Consider the following 23,071-nt stretch of genomic DNA (forward strand, 5'->3'; position numbering starts at 1 on the left):
TTTGCCTGATGACCATAGCGAGTCGGTCCCACCCCTTCCCATCCCGAACAGGACCGTGAAACGACTCTACGCCGATGATAGTGCGGATTCCCGTGTGAAAGTAGGTAATCGTCAGGCTCCCTAAGCCAAGAACCCCCGCCCGAAAGGCGGGGGTTTTTGCATTTGAGCGGCGGAAATGCATGGGCACGCGGAGTGGACGGCCTGGCCATATCCAGGCGCCGAATACATCGATTCAGCCACCTGCCGTTCTCGAGAACTCGCAGCGTTGCGCTACTGATCAAACGGATCGAGCTGGTTCCGCACTGGTAGCTGGCGTTGGCTGAAACCCAAATTCAAACATCCATCTTCCCTCTGTTCACGAGGACGGCGGCCAGGTCGAGTAGCGACTCCATTTCGCGTATCTGACTACCGCTCGGGGCAGATTTGAGCGTCGCCGGGCTGCGGCCCGGTGGGGCATTGCCAACTCCTCGATTGCCGATTCTCGGGCGTCGCTCATCGGCGTATCGAGCTCATCCTCGGCCAAAAATCACTAATGCAATTTCGTGCCTACCGAGCATGTTTCACGGCCTCCGTCACCACACGAGCCGTCAAGCATACCGGGCAACGGGTCGCCGCTATGGACGTTTGGCGCGTTCTCGCTGCGCGCGCTGAGTGGCTGATGCCCATCGAGCGTACGAAGTCGAATCGTGCCGTGAATCGCATTGTGTAGCCATCCAGGGTGGTTTGTGACTCAATTCGTTGCATCTTCGCTCAAGTCGGCTTGAGCAAAGGAACGGGTGCGTGTAACCCACCGGATGGACAGGGGCGCTGCTAGCGCGAACCGGTGGGCCGTGTTCCTGCGTTGATTTCGGGTTAGCACGACCAACGCCGGGCAGCGAGCAGTCGATGTCGAAGACTGGATGTCGCACGCCAGCTTTCCGTCGTCGTCGGATGGATGCGGAGCGGAGAACGCGCCGGCGTCGAATCCTGTGCAGGTACTAGCGTTCAGCTGCACGAGGCGGGCATCGTACGGGCATGCGGGATGTCTTGCGTATGCCGTGGATTCGCTGCGGTAGGCCGTCCAGATGTTGACGTTGGCCGGCTTGCGTGATGGTGAAAGGCAGTGGGCGGCATATTGCAGAATGTTCGCCGAGATCGCGTCGACAAGCCTGCGGGGCAGGCCCAGGCGGCGCCGCATATCATCGCCGAGTAGTGGCTGCAATGCGTCGATGCGGGCTGGGCCGCCGGACTCACCTTCTAGCACACTATCGCCAGCGCCGACGAGGTACGTGGACGCATCGTTGAGCAGCCACGCATAGGCGATTGCATCTTCGCTAAGCGGGGGGCAACGAAACCGACGTGTTCCGAACCGAGGCGCCCGGCATCGAGCGCGGGTTTCAGTCGGTCATATGCGGAGAGCAATGAAGCTGCCGCGCTGCGTCCTAGGGCGTGGCTGTCGGCAGTGCCTGCTGGCGGATCCTGGTGATCGTGCTCGAGCGACACCAGGCATCTGACGGACCGGCGGCATGCGCGGTCAAAGCCATGCAGGTCATCGCACGGGCAAGCAGGTGCATGAGGATCAGAACCGGAGGCGGGCAGTTGGTCTGCGATGGTATCGCGGCTGTGGCTGAAGTCGGCTAGGGTCGGTGTCGCGCGCACCGCTTCCTGTCGGTAGCCGTGGCCACAGGATCCTATGCAGTTGCTGGAAAACGCCCGAAAGCCTCGTCACGTATATCGCCCGCAGGTCCGATCAGGCAGCCGGTGAGATTGGAAGCAATATCCCCCAAAGTATCGGGGGCGGATCGGTGGGTCCACTCGGCACGAAATTTGCGGAAATTTTTCGTTTACCCGCTTGGCAGAGTGCGGAAGAGGTCGTATGATGGCGGTCTTTCGTTTTCAGCGTAGATGCAGATCGACGTTGAGGGCGGAGTCTGACGAAGATGTGGCACTGATCAGCAGCACCCATGCTTGCCTTAGCCGGGCAAGGGCGGGAGATCGGTGGTCAAGCAGGTGTCGGGAAGGAAGTGAAAATAATCTTCCGGATCCGCTTGACAGAAGTGCGATGCACCCCCATAATCGTCAGTTCTCTACGGAGGGGTGCCCGAGTGGCTAAAGGGGGCAGACTGTAAATCTGTTGGCTTACGCCTACGTTGGTTCGAATCCAACCTCCTCCACCAAGATTATCAGCGCAGTGAGCGGTAAGGAATCGTTTGTGGCCCGTGCGGGTGTAGCTCAATGGTAGAGCAGAAGCCTTCCAAGCTTACGACGAGGGTTCGATTCCCTTCACCCGCTCCAGACCGCGAAGTTGAAGCGTAAAGCGCCCATGTGGCTCAGTGGTAGAGCACTCCCTTGGTAAGGGAGAGGTCGGCAGTTCGATCCTGCCCATGGGCACCAGCAGTAAAAAGTCAGTGTCTTGTTTGCGCGCGGCGCAACCTGTGAAATTCCTTCTGGGAGTCGAAAATGGCCAAGGGTAAATTTGAGCGGACCAAGCCGCACGTGAACGTTGGTACGATTGGTCACGTTGACCACGGCAAGACGACGCTGACGGCAGCGATCACGACGGTTCTGACGAAGAAGTTCGGCGGCGAAGCGAAGGCATACGACCAGATCGACGCGGCACCGGAAGAAAAGGCGCGCGGCATCACGATCAACACGGCACACGTCGAGTACGAAACGGCTAACCGCCACTACGCACACGTCGACTGCCCGGGCCACGCTGACTATGTGAAGAACATGATCACGGGCGCAGCGCAGATGGACGGCGCGATCCTGGTTTGCTCGGCAGCAGACGGCCCGATGCCGCAGACGCGTGAGCACATCCTGCTGGCACGTCAGGTTGGCGTTCCGTACATCATCGTGTTTCTGAACAAGTGCGACATGGTGGACGACGCTGAACTGCTCGAGCTGGTCGAGATGGAAGTTCGCGAACTCCTGTCGAAGTACGACTTCCCGGGCGACGACACGCCGATCGTGAAGGGTTCGGCCAAGCTGGCGCTGGAAGGCGACACGGGCGAGCTGGGCGAAGTGGCGATCATGAGCCTGGCCGACGCGCTGGACACGTACATCCCGACGCCGGAGCGTGCAGTTGACGGCGCGTTCCTGATGCCGGTGGAAGACGTGTTCTCGATCTCGGGCCGTGGTACGGTTGTGACGGGTCGCGTTGAGCGCGGCATCGTGAAGGTCGGCGAAGAAATCGAAATCGTCGGTATCAAGCCGACGGTGAAGACGACCTGCACGGGCGTTGAAATGTTCCGCAAGCTGCTGGACCAAGGTCAAGCAGGCGACAACGTTGGTATCCTGCTGCGCGGCACGAAGCGTGAAGACGTGGAGCGTGGCCAGGTTCTGGCGAAGCCGGGTTCGATCACGCCGCACACGCACTTCACGGCTGAAGTGTACGTGCTGAGCAAGGACGAAGGCGGCCGTCACACGCCGTTCTTCAACAACTACCGTCCGCAGTTCTACTTCCGTACGACGGACGTGACGGGCTCGATCGAGCTGCCGAAGGACAAGGAAATGGTGATGCCGGGCGACAACGTGTCGATCACGGTGAAGCTGATCGCTCCGATCGCGATGGAAGAAGGTCTGCGCTTCGCAATCCGCGAAGGCGGCCGTACGGTCGGCGCCGGCGTCGTCGCCAAGATCATCGAGTAAGCCAGTTATTCGTTGATCGACAGTTTTGGGGCTGGCAACAGCCAGCCCCAGCATGGTTTAGGGGTATAGCTCAACTGGCAGAGCGTCGGTCTCCAAAACCGAAGGTTGGGGGTTCGATTCCCTCTGCCCCTGCCAAAAAATAGCCACGTGTCCTACGTGGCATTTGTTTTAAGGTGTTATGGCGAATCCATCCGTCGAAACTGTAAATACCTCCGGCGATAAGCTGATGCTGGCCCTGGGCGTATTGTTGGTCTTGGCCGGATTCGTAGGCTTCTTCTGGCTGGCCAATCAGCAGTGGTATGTCCGCGGTGCTGCGTTGGCGGTAGGTATCATCGCCGGCGTGGCCGTCGGTCTGATGTCCGCACCTGGCAAGAGTCTCATCGCCTTTGCCAAGGATTCGTACAAGGAAGTCCGGAAGGTCGTTTGGCCCACCCGCAAGGAAGCAACGCAAACCACACTCGTCGTGTTCGGTTTCGTGCTCGTGATGGCGATTTTCCTCTGGTTGAGTGACAAATCGATCGAATGGGTGATTTTCTCGGCGATTCTGGGTTGGAAATGATATGAGCGATACTCCGGCATCCCCGAGCGGAAAGCGTTGGTACGTCGTGCACGCCTACTCCGGTATGGAGAAGAGCGTGCAGCGTGCGCTTCAGGAGCGCATCGAACGTGCTGGCATGCAGGACAAATTCGGTCAGATCCTGGTCCCGACCGAAGAAGTGGTCGAAGTCAAAGGCGGCCACAAGGCAGTGACTGAGCGTCGTTTCTTCCCCGGCTACGTGCTGGTTGAGATGGAAATGACGGACGAAACGTGGCACCTCGTGAAGAACACCGCGAAGGTCACCGGTTTCGTCGGCGGTGCGCGCAACCGCCCGACCCCGATTTCCCCGAAGGAAGTCGAGAAGATCATGTCGCAGATGCAGGAAGGCGTTGAGAAGCCGCGCCCGAAGACCCTGTTCGAAGTCGGCGAGATGGTGCGTGTCAAGGAAGGCCCGTTCACGGACTTCAATGGCACCGTCGAAGAAGTCAACTACGAAAAATCGCGCGTGCGTGTGTCGGTCACCATCTTTGGCCGATCCACTCCGGTCGAACTCGAGTTCGGTCAGGTCGAAAAAGTTTGATCCCGATTCGGTGGGCAGCCTCGGCTGCCCACCTTCGCGCTTACGGTCCGCGTCATGGCCGTTGAGGAGCGTCAGTAGCCCGTGGCGAAAGCGCGTTATTACTCACCGAACGCCTTCTCTGGCGTTCCAATGAGGTTCACAAATGGCAAAGAAGATTATCGGCTTTATCAAGCTGCAGATCCCTGCAGGTAAAGCCAACCCGTCGCCGCCGGTCGGTCCGGCACTGGGCCAGCGCGGCCTGAACATCATGGAGTTCTGCAAGGCGTTCAACGCGCAGACTCAAGGCATGGAGCCGGGTCTGCCGGTGCCGGTGGTCATCACGGCATTCGCTGACAAGAGCTTCACGTTCGTGATGAAGACGCCGCCGGCGACCGTCCTGATCAAGAAGGCGGCGAAGGTGGACAAGGGCTCGAGCAAGCCGCACACCGACAAGGTCGGTTCGATCACGCGCGCTCAAGCCGAAGAAATCGCGAAGACCAAGATGCCGGATCTTACGGCAGCTGATCTGGACGCAGCCGTTCGCACCATCGCTGGTAGCGCACGCTCGATGGGCATCACTGTGGAGGGCGTGTAAATGGCTAAGATCTCCAAGCGCCGTCAGGCATTTGCCGCCAAGGTTGATCGTCAGAAGCTGTACGCGATCGAAGACGCACTGAGCCTCGTGAAGGAATGCGCGAGCGCGAAGTTCGACGAGTCGATCGACGTCGCAGTCCAGCTCGGCATCGATGCGAAGAAGTCGGATCAAGTCGTTCGTGGTTCGGTCGTTCTGCCGGCAGGTACGGGCAAGTCGGTTCGCGTTGCTGTGTTCGCGCAAGGCGAGAAGGCTGAACAAGCACGTGCAGCAGGCGCGGAAATCGTCGGTATGGAAGACCTGGCAGAGCAGATCAAGGCTGGCCAGATGGACTTCGACATCGTGATCGCTTCGCCGGACACGATGCGTATCGTCGGTACGCTCGGCCAGATCCTGGGCCCGCGCGGCCTGATGCCGAACCCGAAGGTCGGTACGGTCACGCCGGACGTCGCAACCGCCGTCAAGAACGCGAAGGCTGGTCAGGTGCAATTCCGTGTCGACAAGGCCGGTATCATCCACGCGACCATCGGCCGTGCATCGTTCGAGCCGACCGCACTGCGTTCGAACCTGTCGGCGCTGATCGAAGCGCTGCAGAAGGCCAAGCCGGCAACGAGCAAGGGCGTCTACCTGCGCAAGATCGCACTGTCGAGCACGATGGGCGTCGGCGTGCGTGTCGACCAGGCTACGCTGGCAGCACAGTAAGCAAGTATTCGGGCCGCTTCGTTCGCGAAGCGGCCTACATGGGCTTTGGGCGGTTGTTCGTGCAGCAGGGCGAACGACCGGTTATCAAAGACCGTTGGTGGGGCGCAGCAGTCAGGTGATCCCTTAATTCAAGCCAACGCAGATGGCGAACCCGAAAAAGTTTTGCAGTGGTGAAGCCGCAGGCCGTGAAGCGATTCCCGGCGTGAGGTGGAAATACTCCTAACGAGGTCGGACGCCGTTGTTGAACGAGGTACGTGAGGTTTCGGCCATGCCGGCCGCGCCGAACGTATCGTTTCTGGAGGCTAACCGTGCCGCTTAATAGAGAAGACAAGCAAGCCGTCGTCGCTGAGGTTGCCGCGCAAGTCGCGAAGGCCCAGACCGTTGTGCTGGCTGAGTATCGTGGAATTGCGGTTGGCGATCTGACCAAGCTGCGCGCGAAAGCGCGTGAGCAACAGGTTTACCTGCGCGTGTTGAAGAACACGCTGGCGCGTCGCGCCGTCGAAGGTACGCCGTTTGCTCCGCTGGCAGAGCAGATGACTGGCCCGTTGATCTACGGCATCTCGGAAGATGCAATTGCTGCTGCTAAGGTCGTCAACGACTTCAGCAAGAGCAATGACAAGTTGGTCATCAAGGCTGGTTCGTTCGATGGCAAGGTGATGGACAAGGCTGGCGTGCAAGCGCTGGCAAGCATCCCGAGCCGCGAAGAACTGCTCTCGAAGCTGCTGTTCGTTATGCAATCGCCTGTTTCCGGCTTCGCGCGCGCTCTGGCCGCGCTGGCCGAGAAGAAGCAAGCGGAAGCTGCGTAATCGAACGTGCATCAGCGTCATTGATCGCTGGCTGTATCCGAATTCAATTTAGGAGTATTTCAAATGGCAATCGCAAAAGAAGACATCCTGGCAGCAGTCGAAGGGATGACCGTTCTGGAACTGAACGAACTGGTCAAGGCATTCGAAGAGAAGTTTGGCGTGTCGGCAGCTGCAGTGGCAGTCGCTGGCCCGGCAGGCGGCGGCGCAGCTGCTGCAGCAGAAGAGAAGACCGAATTCACGGTCGTTCTGGCTGAAGCAGGCAGCAACAAGGTTGCAGTCATCAAGGCAGTTCGCGAACTGACGGGCCTGGGCCTGAAGGAAGCGAAGGACGTCGTTGACGGCGCACCGAAGGCTGTCAAGGAAGGCGTCGACAAGGCTGCTGCTGAAGAAGCCAAGAAGAAGCTGGAAGAAGCAGGCGCGAAGGTCGAAGTCAAGTAAGTTTCGGCGCGCTGTGCGAAGGCTGGCGGTATTTTCACCGCCGGCCTTTTTGTGCTTTGTGGGGACGTTATTCTGGCACTCATTCGGGAGCCCGAATAATCGGCCCCAGAAGCCAAAGAAAACCGCCTGATCGTTGTCATTGGTCACGAATGGCGGTTCTCTTTGTCTTCTGAAGCGACTGCAGAAGGCAAGTTTGGTCGGGTAGCGGGCAACACAGGCATCCGCTGCCGTCAGCCAGCGGTTGGTAGCGGCCAACCACCAAGCTTCTCGGCTCGTTCAAGCCGTCGGACGGCCATCGGGTCTCAGTCGGTGAACACTCGGGTTTGAAACGTCCAGGTATTCCGCCTCGATAGCACCCGCCGTGATTCGGAGATCGTATGCAATATTCCTTCACCGAGAAGAAGCGCATTCGCAAGAGTTTCGCGAAGCGCCCCATCGTTCACCAAGTTCCTTTCTTGCTGGCTACCCAGCTTGAATCATTCAGCACGTTTCTGCAAGCCGATGTGCCGGCCACGCAACGCAAGCCTGAAGGTTTGCAGGCCGCGTTCACATCGGTATTTCCCATTGTTTCGCACAACGGTTTCGCACGTCTCGAGTTCGTGAGCTATGCGTTGTCCGCGCCGGCATTCAACATCAAGGAATGCCAGCAGCGCGGCCTGACGTACTGCTCCGCGCTGCGCGCGAAGGTCCGCCTTGTCATCCTCGACAAGGAATCGCCGAACAAGCCGGTCGTCAAGGAAGTGAAAGAGCAGGAAGTGTACATGGGCGAAATTCCGCTCATGACGCCGACGGGCTCGTTCGTCATCAACGGCACCGAGCGTGTCATCGTCTCGCAGCTGCACCGTTCGCCGGGCGTGTTCTTCGAACACGACAAGGGCAAGACGCACAGCTCGGGCAAGCTGCTGTTCTCGGCACGGATCATTCCGTACCGCGGCTCGTGGCTCGACTTCGAATTCGATCCGAAGGACATCCTGTACTTCCGCGTCGACCGTCGCCGCAAGATGCCGGTCACGATCCTGCTGAAGGCCATCGGCCTCACGCCGGAACAGATCCTCGCGAACTTCTTCGTATTCGACAACTTCACGCTGATGGACGAAGGCGCGCAACTCGAGTTCGTGCCCGAGCGCCTGCGTGGTGAAGTCGCGCGCTTCGACATCACGGATCGTGATGGCAAGGTCATCGTCCAGAAGGACAAGCGGATCAACGCGAAGCACATTCGCGACCTCGAAGCCGCGAAGACCAAGTTCATCTCGGTGCCGGAAGACTATCTGCTCGGCCGCGTGCTGGCGAAGAACGTCGTCGACGGCGACACCGGCGAAGTGATCGCGAGCGCGAACGACGAAGTCACGGAAAGCGTGCTCGAGAAGCTGCGCGAAGCGGGCATCAAGGACATCCAGACGCTCTACACGAACGACCTGGACCAGGGCCCGTACATCTCGTCGACGCTGCGTGTCGACGAAACGACCGACAAGACGGCCGCGCGCATCGCGATCTACCGCATGATGCGTCCGGGCGAGCCGCCGACCGAAGAAGCGGTCGAGGCACTGTTCAACCGTCTGTTCTACAGCGAAGAAGCGTACGACCTGTCGAAGGTCGGCCGTATGAAGTTCAACCGCCGCGTCAGCCGTGACGAGATCACCGGCCCGATGACGCTGCAGGACGACGACATCCTCGCGACGATCAAGATCCTCGTCGAGCTGCGCAACGGCAAGGGCGAAGTGGACGACATCGACCACCTCGGCAACCGTCGTGTGCGTTGCGTCGGCGAACTGGCGGAAAACCAGTTCCGCGCAGGTCTCGTGCGTGTCGAGCGCGCGGTCAAGGAACGCCTCGGCCAGGCCGAAAGCGAAAACCTGATGCCGCACGACCTGATCAACTCGAAGCCGATTTCGTCGGCGATCCGCGAGTTCTTCGGTTCGTCGCAGCTGTCGCAGTTCATGGACCAGACCAACCCGCTGTCGGAAATCACGCACAAGCGTCGTGTTTCCGCACTGGGCCCGGGCGGTCTGACGCGCGAACGCGCAGGCTTTGAAGTCCGCGACGTGCACCCGACCCACTATGGCCGCGTGTGCCCGATCGAAACGCCGGAAGGTCCGAACATCGGCCTGATCAACTCGCTCGCACTGTATGCGCACCTGAACGAGTATGGCTTCCTCGAGACGCCGTACCGCAAGGTCGTGGACAGCAAGGTGACCGACCAGATCGACTACCTGTCGGCGATCGAAGAAGGCCGCTACATGATCGCGCAGGCAAACGCCGCGATCGACGAGAACGGCCAGCTGATCGACGAACTCGTGTCGTCGCGTGAAGCCGGCGAAACGATGATGGTCACGCCGGACCGTATCCAGTACATGGACGTCGCGCCGTCGCAGATCGTGTCGGTCGCAGCCTCGCTGATTCCGTTCCTCGAGCACGATGACGCGAACCGTGCGCTGATGGGTTCGAACATGCAGCGTCAGGCCGTGCCGTGTCTGCGTCCGGAAAAGCCGGTCGTCGGTACGGGCATCGAGCGCACCTGTGCGGTCGACTCGGGTACGACGGTTCAGGCGTTCCGCGGCGGCGTCGTCGACTATGTCGACGCAGGCCGTATCGTGATTCGCGTGAACGACGACGAAGCAGTCGCAGGTGAAGTCGGTGTCGACATCTACAACCTGATCAAGTACACGCGTTCGAACCAGAACACGAACATCAACCAGCGTCCGATCGTGAAGATGGGCGACAAGGTCTCGCGCGGCGACGTGCTGGCCGACGGCGCCTCGACGGACCTGGGTGAGCTCGCGCTCGGCCAGAACATGCTGATCGCGTTCATGCCGTGGAACGGCTACAACTTCGAGGATTCGATCCTGATCTCGGAGAAGGTCGTGGCCGACGATCGCTACACGTCGATCCACATCGAAGAGCTGAACGTCGTTGCACGCGACACGAAGCTCGGGCCGGAAGAAATCACGCGCGACATCTCGAACCTGGCGGAAGTCCAGCTCGGCCGTCTCGACGAATCGGGCATCGTGTACATCGGTGCTGAAGTCGAAGCAGGCGACGTGCTGGTCGGCAAGGTCACGCCGAAGGGCGAGACCCAGCTGACGCCGGAAGAGAAGCTGCTGCGCGCGATCTTCGGCGAGAAGGCCTCGGACGTGAAGGACACGTCGCTGCGCGTGCCGTCGGGCATGAGCGGCACCGTGATCGACGTCCAGGTGTTCACGCGTGAAGGCATCCAGCGCGACAAGCGTGCGCAACAGATCATCGACGACGAACTGAAGCGTTACCGTCTCGACCTGAACGACCAGCTGCGCATCGTGGAAGGCGACGCGTTCCAGCGTCTCGCACGCATGCTGGTGGGCAAGGTCGCGAACGGCGGTCCGAAGAAGCTCGCGAAGGGCACGAAGATCGACCAGGCTTACCTGGAAGACCTCGACCACTACCACTGGTTCGACATCCGCCTCGCGGACGACGAAGCAGCGGCGCAGCTCGAAGCGATCAAGAACTCGATCGAAGAAAAGCGTCACCAGTTCGACCTCGCGTTCGAAGAGAAGCGCAAGAAGCTCACGCAGGGCGACGAACTGCCGCCGGGCGTGCTGAAGATGGTCAAGGTGTACCTCGCGGTCAAGCGTCGCCTGCAGCCTGGCGACAAGATGGCAGGCCGTCACGGTAACAAGGGTGTCGTGTCGAAGATCGTCCCGATCGAAGACATGCCGTACATGGCCGATGGCCGTCCGGCAGACGTCGTGCTGAACCCGCTGGGCGTTCCGTCGCGGATGAACGTGGGTCAGGTTCTGGAAGTGCACCTCGGCTGGGCCGCGAAGGGCCTCGGCTGGCGTATCGGCGAAATGCTGCAGCGTCAGGCGAAGATCGAGGAACTGCGCGTGTTCCTGACGAAGATCTACAACGACTCGGGCCGCCAGGAAGACCTGGAAAGCTTCACCGACGAAGAGATCCTCGAACTCGCGAAGAACCTGCGCGAAGGCGTGCCGTTCGCAACGCCGGTGTTCGACGGTGCGACCGAGGAAGAAATGGGCAAGATGCTCGACCTCGCGTTCCCGGACGACATCGCTGAACAGCTCGGCATGAACCCGTCGAAGAACCAGGTCCGTCTGTACGACGGCCGCACGGGTGAAATGTTCGAACGTCGCGTGACGCTCGGCTACATGCACTACCTGAAGCTGCACCACTTGGTCGACGACAAGATGCACGCGCGTTCGACCGGCCCGTACTCGCTCGTCACGCAGCAGCCGCTGGGTGGTAAGGCGCAGTTCGGTGGCCAGCGTTTCGGTGAAATGGAAGTGTGGGCACTCGAAGCGTACGGCGCGTCCTACGTGCTGCAGGAAATGCTGACGGTGAAGTCGGACGACGTGACCGGCCGGACGAAGGTGTACGAAAACCTCGTCAAGGGCGATCACGTGATCGATGCAGGCATGCCGGAATCCTTCAACGTGCTCGTGAAGGAAATCCGCTCGCTCGGTATCGATATCGATCTCGACCGCAATTAATCGGACTACGGAGAGAAAGCAATGAAAGCTCTGCTCGATCTATTCAAGCAAGTCCAACAGGAAGAAGTTTTCGACGCGATCAAGATCGGTCTGGCCTCGCCGGACAAGATCCGTTCGTGGTCGTTCGGCGAAGTGAAGAAGCCGGAGACCATCAACTACCGTACGTTCAAGCCGGAACGCGATGGTCTCTTCTGCGCGAAGATCTTCGGGCCGATCAAGGACTACGAGTGCCTGTGCGGCAAGTACAAGCGTCTGAAGCACCGCGGCGTGATCTGCGAGAAGTGCGGCGTCGAAGTGACGCTGGCGAAGGTGCGTCGTGAACGGATGGGCCACATCGAGCTGGCCTCGCCGGTCGCTCACATCTGGTTCCTGAAGTCGCTGCCGTCGCGTCTGGGCATGGTGCTCGACATGACGCTGCGCGACATCGAACGCGTGCTGTACTTCGAAGCCTATGTGGTGATCGAACCGGGCATGACGCCGCTGAAGGCGCGGCAGATCATGACCGAAGAGGATTACTACAACAAGGTCGAGGAATACGGCGACGAATTCCGTGCCGAAATGGGCGCGGAAGGCGTGCGTGAACTGCTGCGCGCGATCAACATCGACGAGCAGGTCGAGACGCTGCGCACCGAGCTGAAGAACACCGGCTCGGAAGCGAAGATCAAGAAGTACGCGAAGCGCCTGAAGGTCCTCGAGGCATTCCAGCGCTCGGGCATCAAGCCCGAGTGGATGATCCTCGAAGTGCTGCCGGTGCTGCCGCCGGAACTGCGTCCGCTCGTGCCGCTGGACGGCGGCCGTTTCGCGACGTCGGACCTGAACGACCTGTATCGCCGCGTGATCAACCGTAACAACCGGTTGAAGCGTCTGCTCGAGCTGAAGGCACCTGAAATCATCGTCCGCAACGAAAAGCGGATGCTGCAGGAAGCCGTCGACTCGCTGCTCGACAACGGTCGTCGCGGCAAGGCGATGACGGGCGCGAACAAGCGTCCGCTGAAGTCGCTCGCCGACATGATCAAGGGTAAGGGCGGTCGTTTCCGTCAGAACCTGCTGGGCAAGCGCGTCGACTACTCGGGCCGTTCGGTCATCGTGGTCGGCCCGACGCTGAAGCTGCACCAGTGCGGCCTGCCGAAGCTGATGGCGCTCGAGCTGTTCAAGCCGTTCATCTTCAACAAGCTGGAAGTGATGGGCGTCGCGACGACCATCAAGGCGGCGAAGAAGGAAGTCGAGAACCAGACGCCGGTGGTGTGGGACATCCTCGAAGAGGTGATCCGCGAGCACCCGGTGATGCTGAACCGTGCGCCGACGCTGCACCGTCTCGGTATCCAGGCGTTCGAGCCGGTGCTGATCGAAGGCAAGGCAATTCAGCTGCACCCGCTCGTCTGCGCGGCGTTCAACGCCGACTTCGACGGTGACCAGATGGCCGTTCACGTGCCGCTGTCGCTCGAAGCGCAGATGGAAGCGCGTACGCTGATGCTGGCGTCGAACAACGTGCTGTTCCCGGCCAACGGCGATCCGTCGATCGTGCCGTCGCAGGATATCGTGCTGGGTCTGTACTACGCGACCCGCGAAGCGGTTAACGCCAAGGGCGAAGGCCTGTCGTTCACGGGCGTGTCGGAAGTGATCCGCGCGTACGAGAACAAGGAAGTCGAGCTGGCATCGCGCGTCAACGTGCGGATCACCGAAATGGTCCACAACGAAGACACGTCGGAAGGCGCACCGCCGTTCGTGCCGAAGATCTCGCTGTACGCGACGACCGTCGGCCGCGCGATCCTGTCGGAGATCCTGCCGCACGGCCTGCCGTTCTCGGTGCTGAACAAGCCGCTGAAGAAGAAGGAAATCTCGCGCCTGATCAACACGGCGTTCCGCAAGTGCGGTCTGCGCGCGACGGTGGTGTTTGCCGATCAGCTGATGCAGTCGGGCTTCCGTCTTGCGACGCGTGCCGGTATTTCGATCTGCGTGGACGACATGCTCGTGCCGCCGCAGAAGGAAACGATCGTCGGCGACGCCGCGAAGAAGGTGAAGGAGTACGACCGCCAGTACATGTCGGGTCTCGTCACCGCGCAGGAACGCTACAACAACGTGGTCGACATCTGGTCGGCAACGTCGGAAGCGGTCGGCAAGGCGATGATGGAGCAGCTGTCGACGGAGCCGGTGACGGACCGCGACGGCAAGGAAACGCGCCAGGAATCGTTCAACTCGATCTACATGATGGCCGACTCGGGCGCCCGGGGTTCGGCGGTTCAGATTCGTCAGCTGGCCGGTATGCGAGGCCTGATGGCGAAGCCGGACGGCTCGATTATCGAGACGCCGATTACCGCGAACTTCCGCGAAGGTCTGAACGTGTTGCAGTACTTCATCTCGACCCACGGTGCACGTAAGGGTCTGGCTGATACGGCACTGAAGACCGCGAACTCGGGTTACCTGACGCGTCGTCTCGTCGACGTCACGCAGGATCTGGTCGTGGTGGAAGACGATTGCGGCACGTCGAACGGCGTGGCGATGAAGGCACTCGTCGAAGGCGGTGAAGTCGTCGAGGCGCTGCGTGACCGTATCCTCGGCCGCGTTGCGGTGGCGGACGTCGTGAACCCGGAAACGCAGGAAACGGTGTACGAGTCGGGCACGCTGCTCGACGAAACGGCGGTCGAGGAAATCGAACGCCTCGGCATCGACGAAGTGCGCGTGCGCACGCCGCTGACCTGCGAAACGCGTTACGGCCTGTGCGCAGCCTGCTACGGCCGTGACCTCGGCCGCGGCTCGCTCGTGAACGTCGGCGAAGCAGTCGGCGTGATCGCGGCACAGTCGATCGGTGAACCGGGCACGCAGCTGACGATGCGTACGTTCCACATCGGTGGTGCGGCATCGCGTGCGGCAGTGGCTTCGTCGGTCGAAGCGAAGAGCAACGGTATCGTGCGCTTCACGGCGACGATGCGCTACGTCACGAACGCGAAGGGCGAGCAGATCGTCATTTCCCGTTCGGGCGAAGCGATGATCACCGACGATTTCGGTCGCGAGCGCGAGCGTCACAAAGTGCCGTACGGCGCGACGCTGCTGCAGCTCGACGGTGCGACGATCAAGGCAGGCACGCAGCTCGCCACGTGGGATCCGCTGACGCGTCCGATCATCACCGAGTACGGTGGTACGGTGAAGTTCGAGAACGTCGAGGAAGGCGTGACCGTCGCGAAGCAGATCGACGACGTGACCGGCCTGTCGACGCTGGTCGTGATCGACGTGAAGCGTCGTGGCTCGCAAGCTTCGAAGAGCGTGCGTCCGCAGGTCAAGCTGCTCGACGCGAACGGCGACGAAGTGAAGATTCCGGGCACGGAGCACGCAGTGCAGATCGGCTTCCAGGTCGGCGCACTGATCACCGTGAAGGATGGCCAGCAGGTGCAGGTCGGTGAAGTGCTCGCACGTATCCCGACGGAAGCGCAGAAGACGCGTGACATTACCGGCGGTCTGCCGCGGGTGGCGGAACTGTTCGAAGCGCGTTCGCCGAAGGATGCCGGCATTCTCGCGGAAGTCACCGGTACGACGTCGTTCGGTAAGGACACGAAGGGCAAGCAGCGTCTCGTCATCACGGACCTCGAGGGCAATCAGCACGAGTTCCTGATCGCGAAGGAAAAGCAGGTTCTGGTTCACGATGCCCAGGTCGTCAACAAGGGCGAAATGATCGTGGACGGTCCGGCGGATCCGCACGACATCCTGCGTCTGCAGGGTATCGAGGCGCTGTCGCGCTACATCGTCGACGAAGTGCAGGACGTGTATCGTCTGCAGGGCGTGAAGATCAACGACAAGCACATCGAGGTGATCGTTCGCCAGATGCTGCGTCGTGTGCAGATCACCGACAACGGTGATACGCGCTTCATCCCGGGCGAACAGGTCGAGCGTTCCGACATGCTGGACGAGAACGATCGCATGATCGCCGAGGACAAGCGTCCGGCTTCGTACGACAACGTGCTGCTCGGTATCACGAAGGCATCGCTGTCGACCGACTCGTTCATCTCCGCGGCATCGTTCCAGGAAACGACCCGCGTGCTGACCGAAGCGGCGATCATGGGCAAGCGCGACGATCTGCGTGGCCTGAAGGAAAACGTGATCGTCGGCCGTCTGATTCCGGCCGGTACGGGTCTCGCGTTCCACAAGGCACGCAAGGCGAAGGAATCGTCGGATCGCGAGCGTTTCGACCAGATCGCAGCGGAAGAGGCATTCGACTTCGGCACGCCGAGCGCGCCGGCAGAAGAGCCGCAGCAACACCCGGCAGCCGAGTAAGCGGGGGCGGCGCGAGCCGCCTTGCCTTACCTTGCTGTCACCGAGACCGCCCGGTTATGCCGGGCGGTTTTTTTTCGTCTGTCGTTCATGCGCATGACGGGCCTGCCGCGCGGCCGCCGCAGGCCCGTCATGCGCACGAACGAACCCTGGCCGATCGGCCAAACCGCACGATTCGCCACGCGTCGCGCGAGCGGGTTGTTAAAATTGCGGTCATCGTTTAGCCGTCCCTGTCCTCATTCATGTCCCGCGCCCTCGAAATCCTCGACGAAGTATTTGGTTACCCCGCATTTCGCGGCCAGCAGGGCGAGATCGTCGAGCACGTCGCCGGCGGCGGCGATTGCCTCGTGCTGATGCCAACCGGCGGCGGCAAGTCGCTGTGCTATCAGATTCCCGCATTGCTGCGCCGCGAGGCCGGGCAGGGCGCCGGCATCGTCGTGTCGCCGTTGATCGCGCTGATGCAGGACCAGGTCGCCGCGCTGAGCGAAGTGGGGGTGCGCGCCGCGTACCTGAATTCGACGCTGTCGGGCGCCGAGGCTGCGGCGACCGAGCGCGCGCTGCGCGAGGGCGAAATCGACCTGCTGTACGTCGCGCCGGAACGGCTGATGACGGGGCGCTTCCTCGACCTGCTCGAGCGCGCGAAGATCGGCCTGTTCGCGATCGACGAAGCACACTGCGTGTCGCAATGGGGGCACGATTTCCGCCCGGAATACATCCAGCTGTCGGTGCTGCATGAGCGCTTCCCGTCGGTGCCGCGCATCGCGCTGACCGCCACGGCCGATGCGATCACGCGCGATGAGATCATCCACCGTCTCGCGCTCGACGATGCGCGCGTGTTCGTGTCGAGCTTCGACCGCCCGAACATCCGCTACCGGATCGTCGAAAAGGACAACGCGCGTTCGCAACTGCTCGATTTCATTCGTGCCGAGCACACGAATGCCGATGGTACGACCGATGCAGGCGTTGTCTATTGCCTGTCGCGCCGCAAGGTCGAGGAAACGGCCGAATGGCTGAAGGCGCAGGGCGTGCGTGCGCTGCCGTATCACGCGGGGATGGAGTTCGAGGTGCGGCAGAAGCATCAGGAAATGTTCCAGCGCGAGGAAGGTATCGTGATGTGCGCGACGATCGCGTTCGGCATGGGCATCGACAAGCCGGACGTGCGCTTCGTCGCGCACCTGGATCTGCCGAAGAGCGTCGAAGGCTACTACCAGGAGACGGGCCGCGCCGGCCGCGACGGGATGCCCGCGAATGCGTGGATGGCGTACGGCCTCGGCGACGTCGTCCAGCAGCGCAAGATGATCGACGAGTCCGATGCGGACGACGCGCACAAGCGCGTCCAGACGTCGAAGCTCGACGCGCTGCTCGGGCTGTGCGAGACGATCTCGTGCCGTCGCGTGCGGCTGCTGAACTACTTCGGCGAGGAGAGCAAGCCGTGCGGCAACTGCGACACGTGCCTCGAGCCGCCGGCTTCGTGGGACGCCACGCGTGAGGCGCAGATGGCGCTGTCGTGCGTGTTCCGCGCGCAGCGCGCGAGCGGCTTCAATTTCGGCTCGAGCCACCTGATCGAGATCCTGCGCGGCGGGCGCACCGAAAAGGTGTTGCAGCGCGGCCACGACCAGCTCACGACGTTCGGAATCGGCGCATCGCTGTCGGAGCCCGAATGGCGGGCGATTTTCCGGCAGCTCGTCGCGTACGGCTACCTGGCCGTCGATCATGGCGGCTTCGGCGCGCTCGTGCTGACCGAGGCCGCGAAGCCCGTGCTGAAGAACGAGGAGAAGGTCACGCTGCGCCGCTACGTGAAGCCGCAGCGCACGCGCCAGTCGTCGAGCCGCAGCGGTACGCGCGTCGATCCGACGGCCGGCATGGGCACGCGTGAGCGCGCACGGTGGGATGCGCTGCGCGCGTGGCGTGCGGAAACGGCGAAAACGGACGGCGTGCCGGCCTACGTGATCTTCCACGACGCAACGCTCGCCGAGATCGCGCGCAACGCGCCGGAGACGATCGACGACCTGCGCCATATCCCCGGCATGGGCGTGCGCAAGCTCGAACGCTTCGGCGACGAGATCATCGACGTCGTCGAGTCGGCTTGACACAGCTGTTCCGACCCCTCCGGTAAACCACGCGTCCGGCGGGTGAATCACGCAAGCCGTTGACTTAGTTGGCATTTCCGGAATATCATGCTGGGTTCCGGTATTCGGTGGGCCGAGTCGCGTTCCAAGGTTCGCACCCGTTTCGCCGGTTCGGAAGTCAACTGTGCGCCGATTCTCGCTTTGCCCGAAATCGATGCGCAGATTTTGTTCAATTTCAGGAATAAACAATGCCAACCATCAACCAACTGGTTCGCAAAGGCCGTCAGTCGGAAACGACGAAGAGCAAGAGCCCGGCCCTGCAGGACTGCCCCCAGCGTCGCGGCGTGTGCACCCGTGTGTACACGACGACGCCGAAGAAGCCGAACTCGGCACTCCGTAAGGTCGCCAAGGTTCGTCTGACGAACGGCTTCGAAGTGATTTCGTACATCGGCGGTGAAGGCCACAACCTGCAGGAACACTCGGTTGTGCTGATCCGCGGCGGCCGTGTGAAGGACTTGCCGGGTGTGCGTTACCACATGGTTCGCGGCTCGCTGGATACCCAGGGCGTCAAGGACCGTAAGCAAGCGCGCTCGAAGTACGGCGCGAAGCGTGCAAAGGCTGCCAAGTAAGCAGTTTTTGATCAGGGATCGCCGTAGGGCGGTCAAGGCGGGAGTGCCGGATTGCCGGTGCTGTCGAGTAAGTGGTCACCCGGCCAAGCTGGTTAGTCGTGAAGATGTGATCGGGTTTGTTGGTGGCCGCGGAGCTGGATGCAGCTCCAACTGAACAAGTAAAGGAAGAATCATGCCGCGTCGTCGCGAAGTCCCCAAGCGGGAAGTGTTGCCGGATCCGAAGTTCGGTAACGTTGATGTAGCCAAGTTCATGAACATGCTGATGCTGTCCGGCAAGAAGTCGGTCGCAGAGCGCATCGTTTATGGCGCATTCGAACAGATCCAGACCAAGGGTGGCAAGGACCCGCTGGAAGTGTTCACGGTTGCGCTCAACAACGTCAAGCCGGTGGTCGAAGTGAAGAGCCGTCGCGTTGGTGGTGCCAACTATCAAGTTCCGGTCGAAGTGCGCCCGTCGCGTCGTATGGCATTGGCGATGCGCTGGCTGCGTGAGGCTGCGAAGAAGCGTAGCGAGAAGTCGATGGCCCTGCGCCTGGCAGGTGAACTCTCCGAAGCGGCCGAAGGCCGTGGCGGCGCGATGAAGAAGCGCGACGAAGTTCACCGCATGGCAGAAGCCAACCGCGCGTTCTCGCATTTCCGTTTCTAAGCGCCTGGCTGGGCTGTTAGCGGAAATAATTCCGGGCGGGTGCGCTTTTCAGGCGCCTCGCCCGTTTGTGTTGAAGCGCGATGCAGCACGCTGCGTCGCGCCATCCCAGTAAAGGATTCAAAGTGGCTCGCAAGACTCCTATCGAGCGCTACCGCAATATCGGTATTAGCGCTCACATCGACGCCGGCAAGACGACGACGACCGAGCGCATTCTGTTTTACACCGGTGTGAACCACAAGATCGGTGAAGTCCACGACGGCGCAGCCACGATGGACTGGATGGAGCAGGAACAGGAGCGTGGCATCACGATCACGTCCGCTGCTACCACGGCCTTCTGGAAGGGCATGGGCGGCAACTATCCGGAACACCGCATCAACATCATCGACACCCCGGGCCACGTCGACTTCACGATTGAAGTCGAGCGCTCGATGCGCGTGCTCGACGGCGCGTGCATGGTGTACTGCGCAGTGGGCGGCGTGCAGCCGCAGTCGGAAACGGTGTGGCGCCAGGCTAACAAGTACAAGGTGCCGCGTCTCGCGTTCGTCAACAAGATGGACCGTACCGGCGCGAACTTCTTCAAGGTCTACGACCAGCTCCGTCTGCGCCTGAAGGCGAACCCGGTTCCGGTCGTGGTGCCGATCGGCGCGGAAGAAAACTTCAAGGGCGTCGTCGACCTGATCAAGATGAAGGCGATCATTTGGGACGAAGCGTCGCAAGGCACGAAGTTCGACTACGTCGACATCCCGGCCGAGCTCGCAGAGACCTGCAAGGAATGGCGCGAAAAGATGGTCGAAGTGGCTGCCGAAGCCAGCGAAGACCTGATGAACAAGTACCTGGAAGAAGGCGATCTGCCGGAAGCCGACATCGTCAAGGCGCTGCGCGACCGTACGATCGCGTGCGAAATCCAGCCGATGCTGTGCGGTACCGCGTTCAAGAACAAGGGCGTGCAGCGTATGCTCGACGCCGTGATCGACTTCCTGCCGTCGCCGGTCGACATCCCGCCGGTCAAGGGCGAGCTCGAAAACGGTGAAGAAGCAGAGCGCAAGGCGTCGGACGACGAGAAGTTCTCGTCGCTCGCGTTCAAGATCATGACCGACCCGTTCGTCGGCCAGCTGATCTTCTTCCGTGTGTACTCGGGCGTCGTCAACTCGGGCGACACGCTGCTGAACTCGACCAAGGGCAAGAAGGAACGCCTCGGCCGTATTCTGCAGATGCACGCGAACCAGCGTGAAGAAATCAAGGAAGTCCGTGCAGGCGACATCGCTGCTGCGGTCGGCCTGAAGGAAGCGACCACCGGCGATACGCTGTGCGATCCGGCAAACCCGATCGTGCTCGAGCGCATGGTGTTCCCGGAGCCGGTGATTTCGCAGGCTGTCGAGCCGAAGACCAAGGCTGACCAGGAAAAGATGGGCCTGGCGCTGAACCGTCTGGCGCAAGAAGATCCGTCGTTCCGCGTGCAGACCGACGAAGAGTCGGGCCAGACCATCATTTCGGGCATGGGCGAGCTCCACCTCGAAATTCTGGTCGACCGGATGAAGCGTGAATTCGGCGTGGAAGCAACCGTCGGCAAGCCGCAGGTTGCCTACCGCGAAACGATCCGTTCGACGGCGAAGGACGTCGACGGCAAGTTCGTCAAGCAGTCGGGTGGTCGCGGCCAGTACGGTCACGCAGTCATCACGCTCGAGCCGAACGAACAAGGCAAGGGCTACGAGTTCTTCGACGAGATCAAGGGTGGTGTGATTCCGCGTGAATACATCCCGGCGGTCGACAAGGGTATCCAGGACACGCTGAAGTCGGGCGTGCTGGCCGGCTTCCCGGTCGTCGACGTGAAGGTTCACCTGACGTTCGGTTCGTACCACGACGTTGACTCGAACGAAAACGCGTTCCGCATGGCCGGTTCGATGGCGTTCAAGGAAGCGATGCGCAAGGCGAACCCGGTCGTCCTCGAGCCGATGATGGCGGTCGAAGTCGAGACGCCGGAAGACTACATGGGCAACGTGATGGGCGACCTGTCGGGCCGTCGCGGTATCGTCCAGGGCATGGAAGACATGGTTGGCGGCGGCAAGATCGTGCGTGCCGAAGTACCGCTGTCGGAAATGTTCGGTTACTCGACGTCGCTGCGTTCGCTGACGCAAGGTCGTGCAACGTACACGATGGAGTTCAAGCACTACGCTGAAGCTCCGCGCAACGTTGCTGACGCGATCATCAGCGCGAAGTCGAAGTAATTCGTTATCTCAATCGATAATTTTTGAAAGAAGAGAATCATGGCAAAAGGTAAATTCGAGCGGACCAAGCCGCACGTGAACGTTGGTACGATTGGTCACGTTGACCACGGCAAGACGACGCTGACGGCAGCGATCACGACGGTTCTGACGAAGAAGTTCGGCGGCGAAGCGAAGGCATACGACCAGATCGACGCGGCACCGGAAGAAAAGGCGCGCGGCATCACGATCAACACGGCACACGTCGAGTACGAAACGGCTAACCGCCACTACGCACACGTCGACTGCCCGGGCCACGCTGACTATGTGAAGAACATGATCACGGGCGCAGCGCAGATGGACGGCGCGATCCTGGTTTGCTCGGCAGCAGACGGCCCGATGCCGCAGACGCGTGAGCACATCCTGCTGGCACGTCAGGTTGGCGTTCCGTACATCATCGTGTTTCTGAACAAGTGCGACATGGTGGACGACGCTGAACTGCTCGAGCTGGTCGAGATGGAAGTTCGCGAACTCCTGTCGAAGTACGACTTCCCGGGCGACGACACGCCGATCGTGAAGGGTTCGGCCAAGCTGGCGCTGGAAGGCGACACGGGCGAGCTGGGCGAAGTGGCGATCATGAGCCTGGCCGACGCGCTGGACACGTACATCCCGACGCCGGAGCGTGCAGTTGACGGCGCGTTCCTGATGCCGGTGGAAGACGTGTTCTCGATCTCGGGCCGTGGTACGGTTGTGACGGGTCGCGTTGAGCGCGGCATCGTGAAGGTCGGCGAAGAAATCGAAATCGTCGGTATCAAGCCGACGGTGAAGACGACCTGCACGGGCGTTGAAATGTTCCGCAAGCTGCTGGACCAAGGTCAAGCAGGCGACAACGTTGGTATCCTGCTGCGCGGCACGAAGCGTGAAGACGTGGAGCGTGGCCAGGTTCTGGCGAAGCCGGGTTCGATCACGCCGCACACGCACTTCACGGCTGAAGTGTACGTGCTGAGCAAGGACGAAGGCGGCCGTCACACGCCGTTCTTCAACAACTACCGTCCGCAGTTCTACTTCCGTACGACGGACGTGACGGGCTCGATCGAGCTGCCGAAGGACAAGGAAATGGTGATGCCGGGCGACAACGTGTCGATCACGGTGAAGCTGATCGCTCCGATCGCGATGGAAGAAGGTCTGCGCTTCGCAATCCGCGAAGGCGGCCGTACGGTCGGCGCCGGCGTCGTCGCCAAGATCATCGAGTAATATCGACGATCCGCGGATCCCGACGGGGTCCGCGATTCCGCGGTATGCAGTCCGTACCGCTGAAACCGGGTGTCCAGCTTGCGCTGGCACCCGGTTTTGTTTTTCCGTCACGCGAAAGCGCGGGGCGAGAAACTCGCACCATCGCTCCAGAATTTCGTGTAGAATCGCGGGCTTAGCAGTGGAAGTACCGTCCGGAACCTGATGTCTCGCTCCCCGCAGGCGTCAAGTTTCACGTTCTTTTAGTGTCCGGCGATGCAACATCG

At 61.2% G+C, this 23,071-nt stretch carries 14 protein-coding genes, 4 tRNA genes and 1 rRNA gene; all 19 read left to right on the top strand.

From position 1 onward, the window contains the following. Positions 1–4 precede the first annotated feature (4 nt). Positions 5–117 (top strand): 5S ribosomal RNA (gene rrf, locus CFB45_RS01465). Positions 118–2,070: 1,953 nt separating this feature from the next. Next, positions 2,071–2,156, top strand: a tRNA-Tyr gene (locus tag CFB45_RS01470). Positions 2,157–2,200: 44 nt separating this feature from the next. Further along, positions 2,201–2,274, top strand: a tRNA-Gly gene (locus CFB45_RS01475). 24 nt (positions 2,275–2,298) lie between these two features. Further along, positions 2,299–2,373, top strand: a tRNA-Thr gene (locus tag CFB45_RS01480). A gap of 66 nt (positions 2,374–2,439) precedes the next feature. After that, entirely contained in the window at positions 2,440–3,630 is a 1,191-nt protein-coding gene (tuf, locus tag CFB45_RS01485) for an elongation factor Tu (protein ID WP_011350666.1), read from the top strand. A gap of 59 nt (positions 3,631–3,689) precedes the next feature. Next, positions 3,690–3,765: transfer RNA gene (locus CFB45_RS01490), tRNA-Trp, on the top strand. Between the two features lie 43 nt (positions 3,766–3,808). Next, the gene (gene secE / locus CFB45_RS01495; protein ID WP_006482892.1) at positions 3,809–4,189 is read left to right on the top strand and encodes a preprotein translocase subunit SecE; all 381 of its coding nucleotides are present in this window, start codon (positions 3,809–3,811) and stop codon (positions 4,187–4,189) included. A gap of 1 nt (position 4,190) precedes the next feature. Next, positions 4,191–4,748, top strand: a complete 558-nt coding sequence (gene nusG / locus CFB45_RS01500) for a transcription termination/antitermination protein NusG (RefSeq protein WP_006400672.1) — start codon at positions 4,191–4,193, stop codon at positions 4,746–4,748. Positions 4,749–4,890: 142 nt separating this feature from the next. Continuing rightward, positions 4,891–5,322 carry a 50S ribosomal protein L11 gene (gene rplK / locus CFB45_RS01505; protein ID WP_006477201.1) on the top strand — a complete coding sequence of 144 codons (432 nt, stop codon included), beginning with the start codon at positions 4,891–4,893 and terminating at the stop codon, positions 5,320–5,322. Further along, on the top strand, positions 5,323–6,021 hold the full coding sequence (rplA, locus tag CFB45_RS01510; protein ID WP_006482906.1) for a 50S ribosomal protein L1: 699 nt from the start codon (positions 5,323–5,325) through the stop codon (positions 6,019–6,021). It begins immediately after the preceding gene. Between the two features lie 308 nt (positions 6,022–6,329). Then, entirely contained in the window at positions 6,330–6,827 is a 498-nt protein-coding gene (rplJ, locus tag CFB45_RS01515; protein WP_038715103.1) for a 50S ribosomal protein L10, read from the top strand. 63 nt (positions 6,828–6,890) lie between these two features. Further along, on the top strand, positions 6,891–7,265 hold the full coding sequence (rplL, locus tag CFB45_RS01520; RefSeq protein ID WP_021161757.1) for a 50S ribosomal protein L7/L12: 375 nt from the start codon (positions 6,891–6,893) through the stop codon (positions 7,263–7,265). Between the two features lie 377 nt (positions 7,266–7,642). Then, positions 7,643–11,749 carry a DNA-directed RNA polymerase subunit beta gene (gene rpoB / locus CFB45_RS01525; protein WP_039339224.1) on the top strand — a complete coding sequence of 1,369 codons (4,107 nt, stop codon included), beginning with the start codon at positions 7,643–7,645 and terminating at the stop codon, positions 11,747–11,749. 21 nt (positions 11,750–11,770) lie between these two features. Next, the gene (gene rpoC, locus CFB45_RS01530; RefSeq protein WP_046544763.1) at positions 11,771–16,015 is read left to right on the top strand and encodes a DNA-directed RNA polymerase subunit beta'; all 4,245 of its coding nucleotides are present in this window, start codon (positions 11,771–11,773) and stop codon (positions 16,013–16,015) included. A gap of 239 nt (positions 16,016–16,254) precedes the next feature. Next, complete coding sequence (gene recQ / locus CFB45_RS01535; RefSeq protein WP_089424299.1) at positions 16,255–18,102, top strand: DNA helicase RecQ; 1,848 nt, start codon at positions 16,255–16,257, stop codon at positions 18,100–18,102. Between the two features lie 227 nt (positions 18,103–18,329). After that, positions 18,330–18,710, top strand: coding sequence for a 30S ribosomal protein S12 (gene rpsL / locus CFB45_RS01545; RefSeq protein ID WP_006400662.1), 381 nt, complete (start codon positions 18,330–18,332; stop codon positions 18,708–18,710). Between the two features lie 172 nt (positions 18,711–18,882). Beyond that, complete coding sequence (rpsG, locus tag CFB45_RS01550) at positions 18,883–19,353, top strand: 30S ribosomal protein S7 (protein WP_006477195.1); 471 nt, start codon at positions 18,883–18,885, stop codon at positions 19,351–19,353. 122 nt (positions 19,354–19,475) lie between these two features. Further along, positions 19,476–21,578: an elongation factor G gene (gene fusA / locus CFB45_RS01555; RefSeq protein ID WP_021161762.1), complete on the top strand. Its 2,103-nt coding sequence runs from the start codon at positions 19,476–19,478 to the stop codon at positions 21,576–21,578. A gap of 39 nt (positions 21,579–21,617) precedes the next feature. Then, complete coding sequence (gene tuf, locus CFB45_RS01560; RefSeq protein ID WP_011350666.1) at positions 21,618–22,808, top strand: elongation factor Tu; 1,191 nt, start codon at positions 21,618–21,620, stop codon at positions 22,806–22,808. The last annotated feature ends 263 nt before the right edge of the window (positions 22,809–23,071 follow it).

This window comes from Burkholderia sp. HI2500 (assembly GCF_002223055.1).
GTDB lineage: Bacteria > Pseudomonadota > Gammaproteobacteria > Burkholderiales > Burkholderiaceae > Burkholderia.

Bases quoted from the DNA above. Each gene is read 5' to 3' on its own strand.
- tuf (WP_011350666.1), top strand. From the start codon at position 2,440: ATGGCCAAGGGTAAATTTGAGCGGACCAAGCCGCACGTGAACGTTGGT.
- secE (WP_006482892.1), top strand. From the start codon at position 3,809: ATGGCGAATCCATCCGTCGAAACTGTAAATACCTCCGGCGATAAGCTG.
- nusG (WP_006400672.1), top strand. From the start codon at position 4,191: ATGAGCGATACTCCGGCATCCCCGAGCGGAAAGCGTTGGTACGTCGTG.
- rplK (WP_006477201.1), top strand. From the start codon at position 4,891: ATGGCAAAGAAGATTATCGGCTTTATCAAGCTGCAGATCCCTGCAGGT.
- rplA (WP_006482906.1), top strand. From the start codon at position 5,323: ATGGCTAAGATCTCCAAGCGCCGTCAGGCATTTGCCGCCAAGGTTGAT.
- rplL (WP_021161757.1), top strand. From the start codon at position 6,891: ATGGCAATCGCAAAAGAAGACATCCTGGCAGCAGTCGAAGGGATGACC.
- rpoB (WP_039339224.1), top strand. From the start codon at position 7,643: ATGCAATATTCCTTCACCGAGAAGAAGCGCATTCGCAAGAGTTTCGCG.
- rpoC (WP_046544763.1), top strand. From the start codon at position 11,771: ATGAAAGCTCTGCTCGATCTATTCAAGCAAGTCCAACAGGAAGAAGTT.
- recQ (WP_089424299.1), top strand. From the start codon at position 16,255: ATGTCCCGCGCCCTCGAAATCCTCGACGAAGTATTTGGTTACCCCGCA.
- rpsL (WP_006400662.1), top strand. From the start codon at position 18,330: ATGCCAACCATCAACCAACTGGTTCGCAAAGGCCGTCAGTCGGAAACG.
- rpsG (WP_006477195.1), top strand. From the start codon at position 18,883: ATGCCGCGTCGTCGCGAAGTCCCCAAGCGGGAAGTGTTGCCGGATCCG.
- tuf (WP_011350666.1), top strand. From the start codon at position 21,618: ATGGCAAAAGGTAAATTCGAGCGGACCAAGCCGCACGTGAACGTTGGT.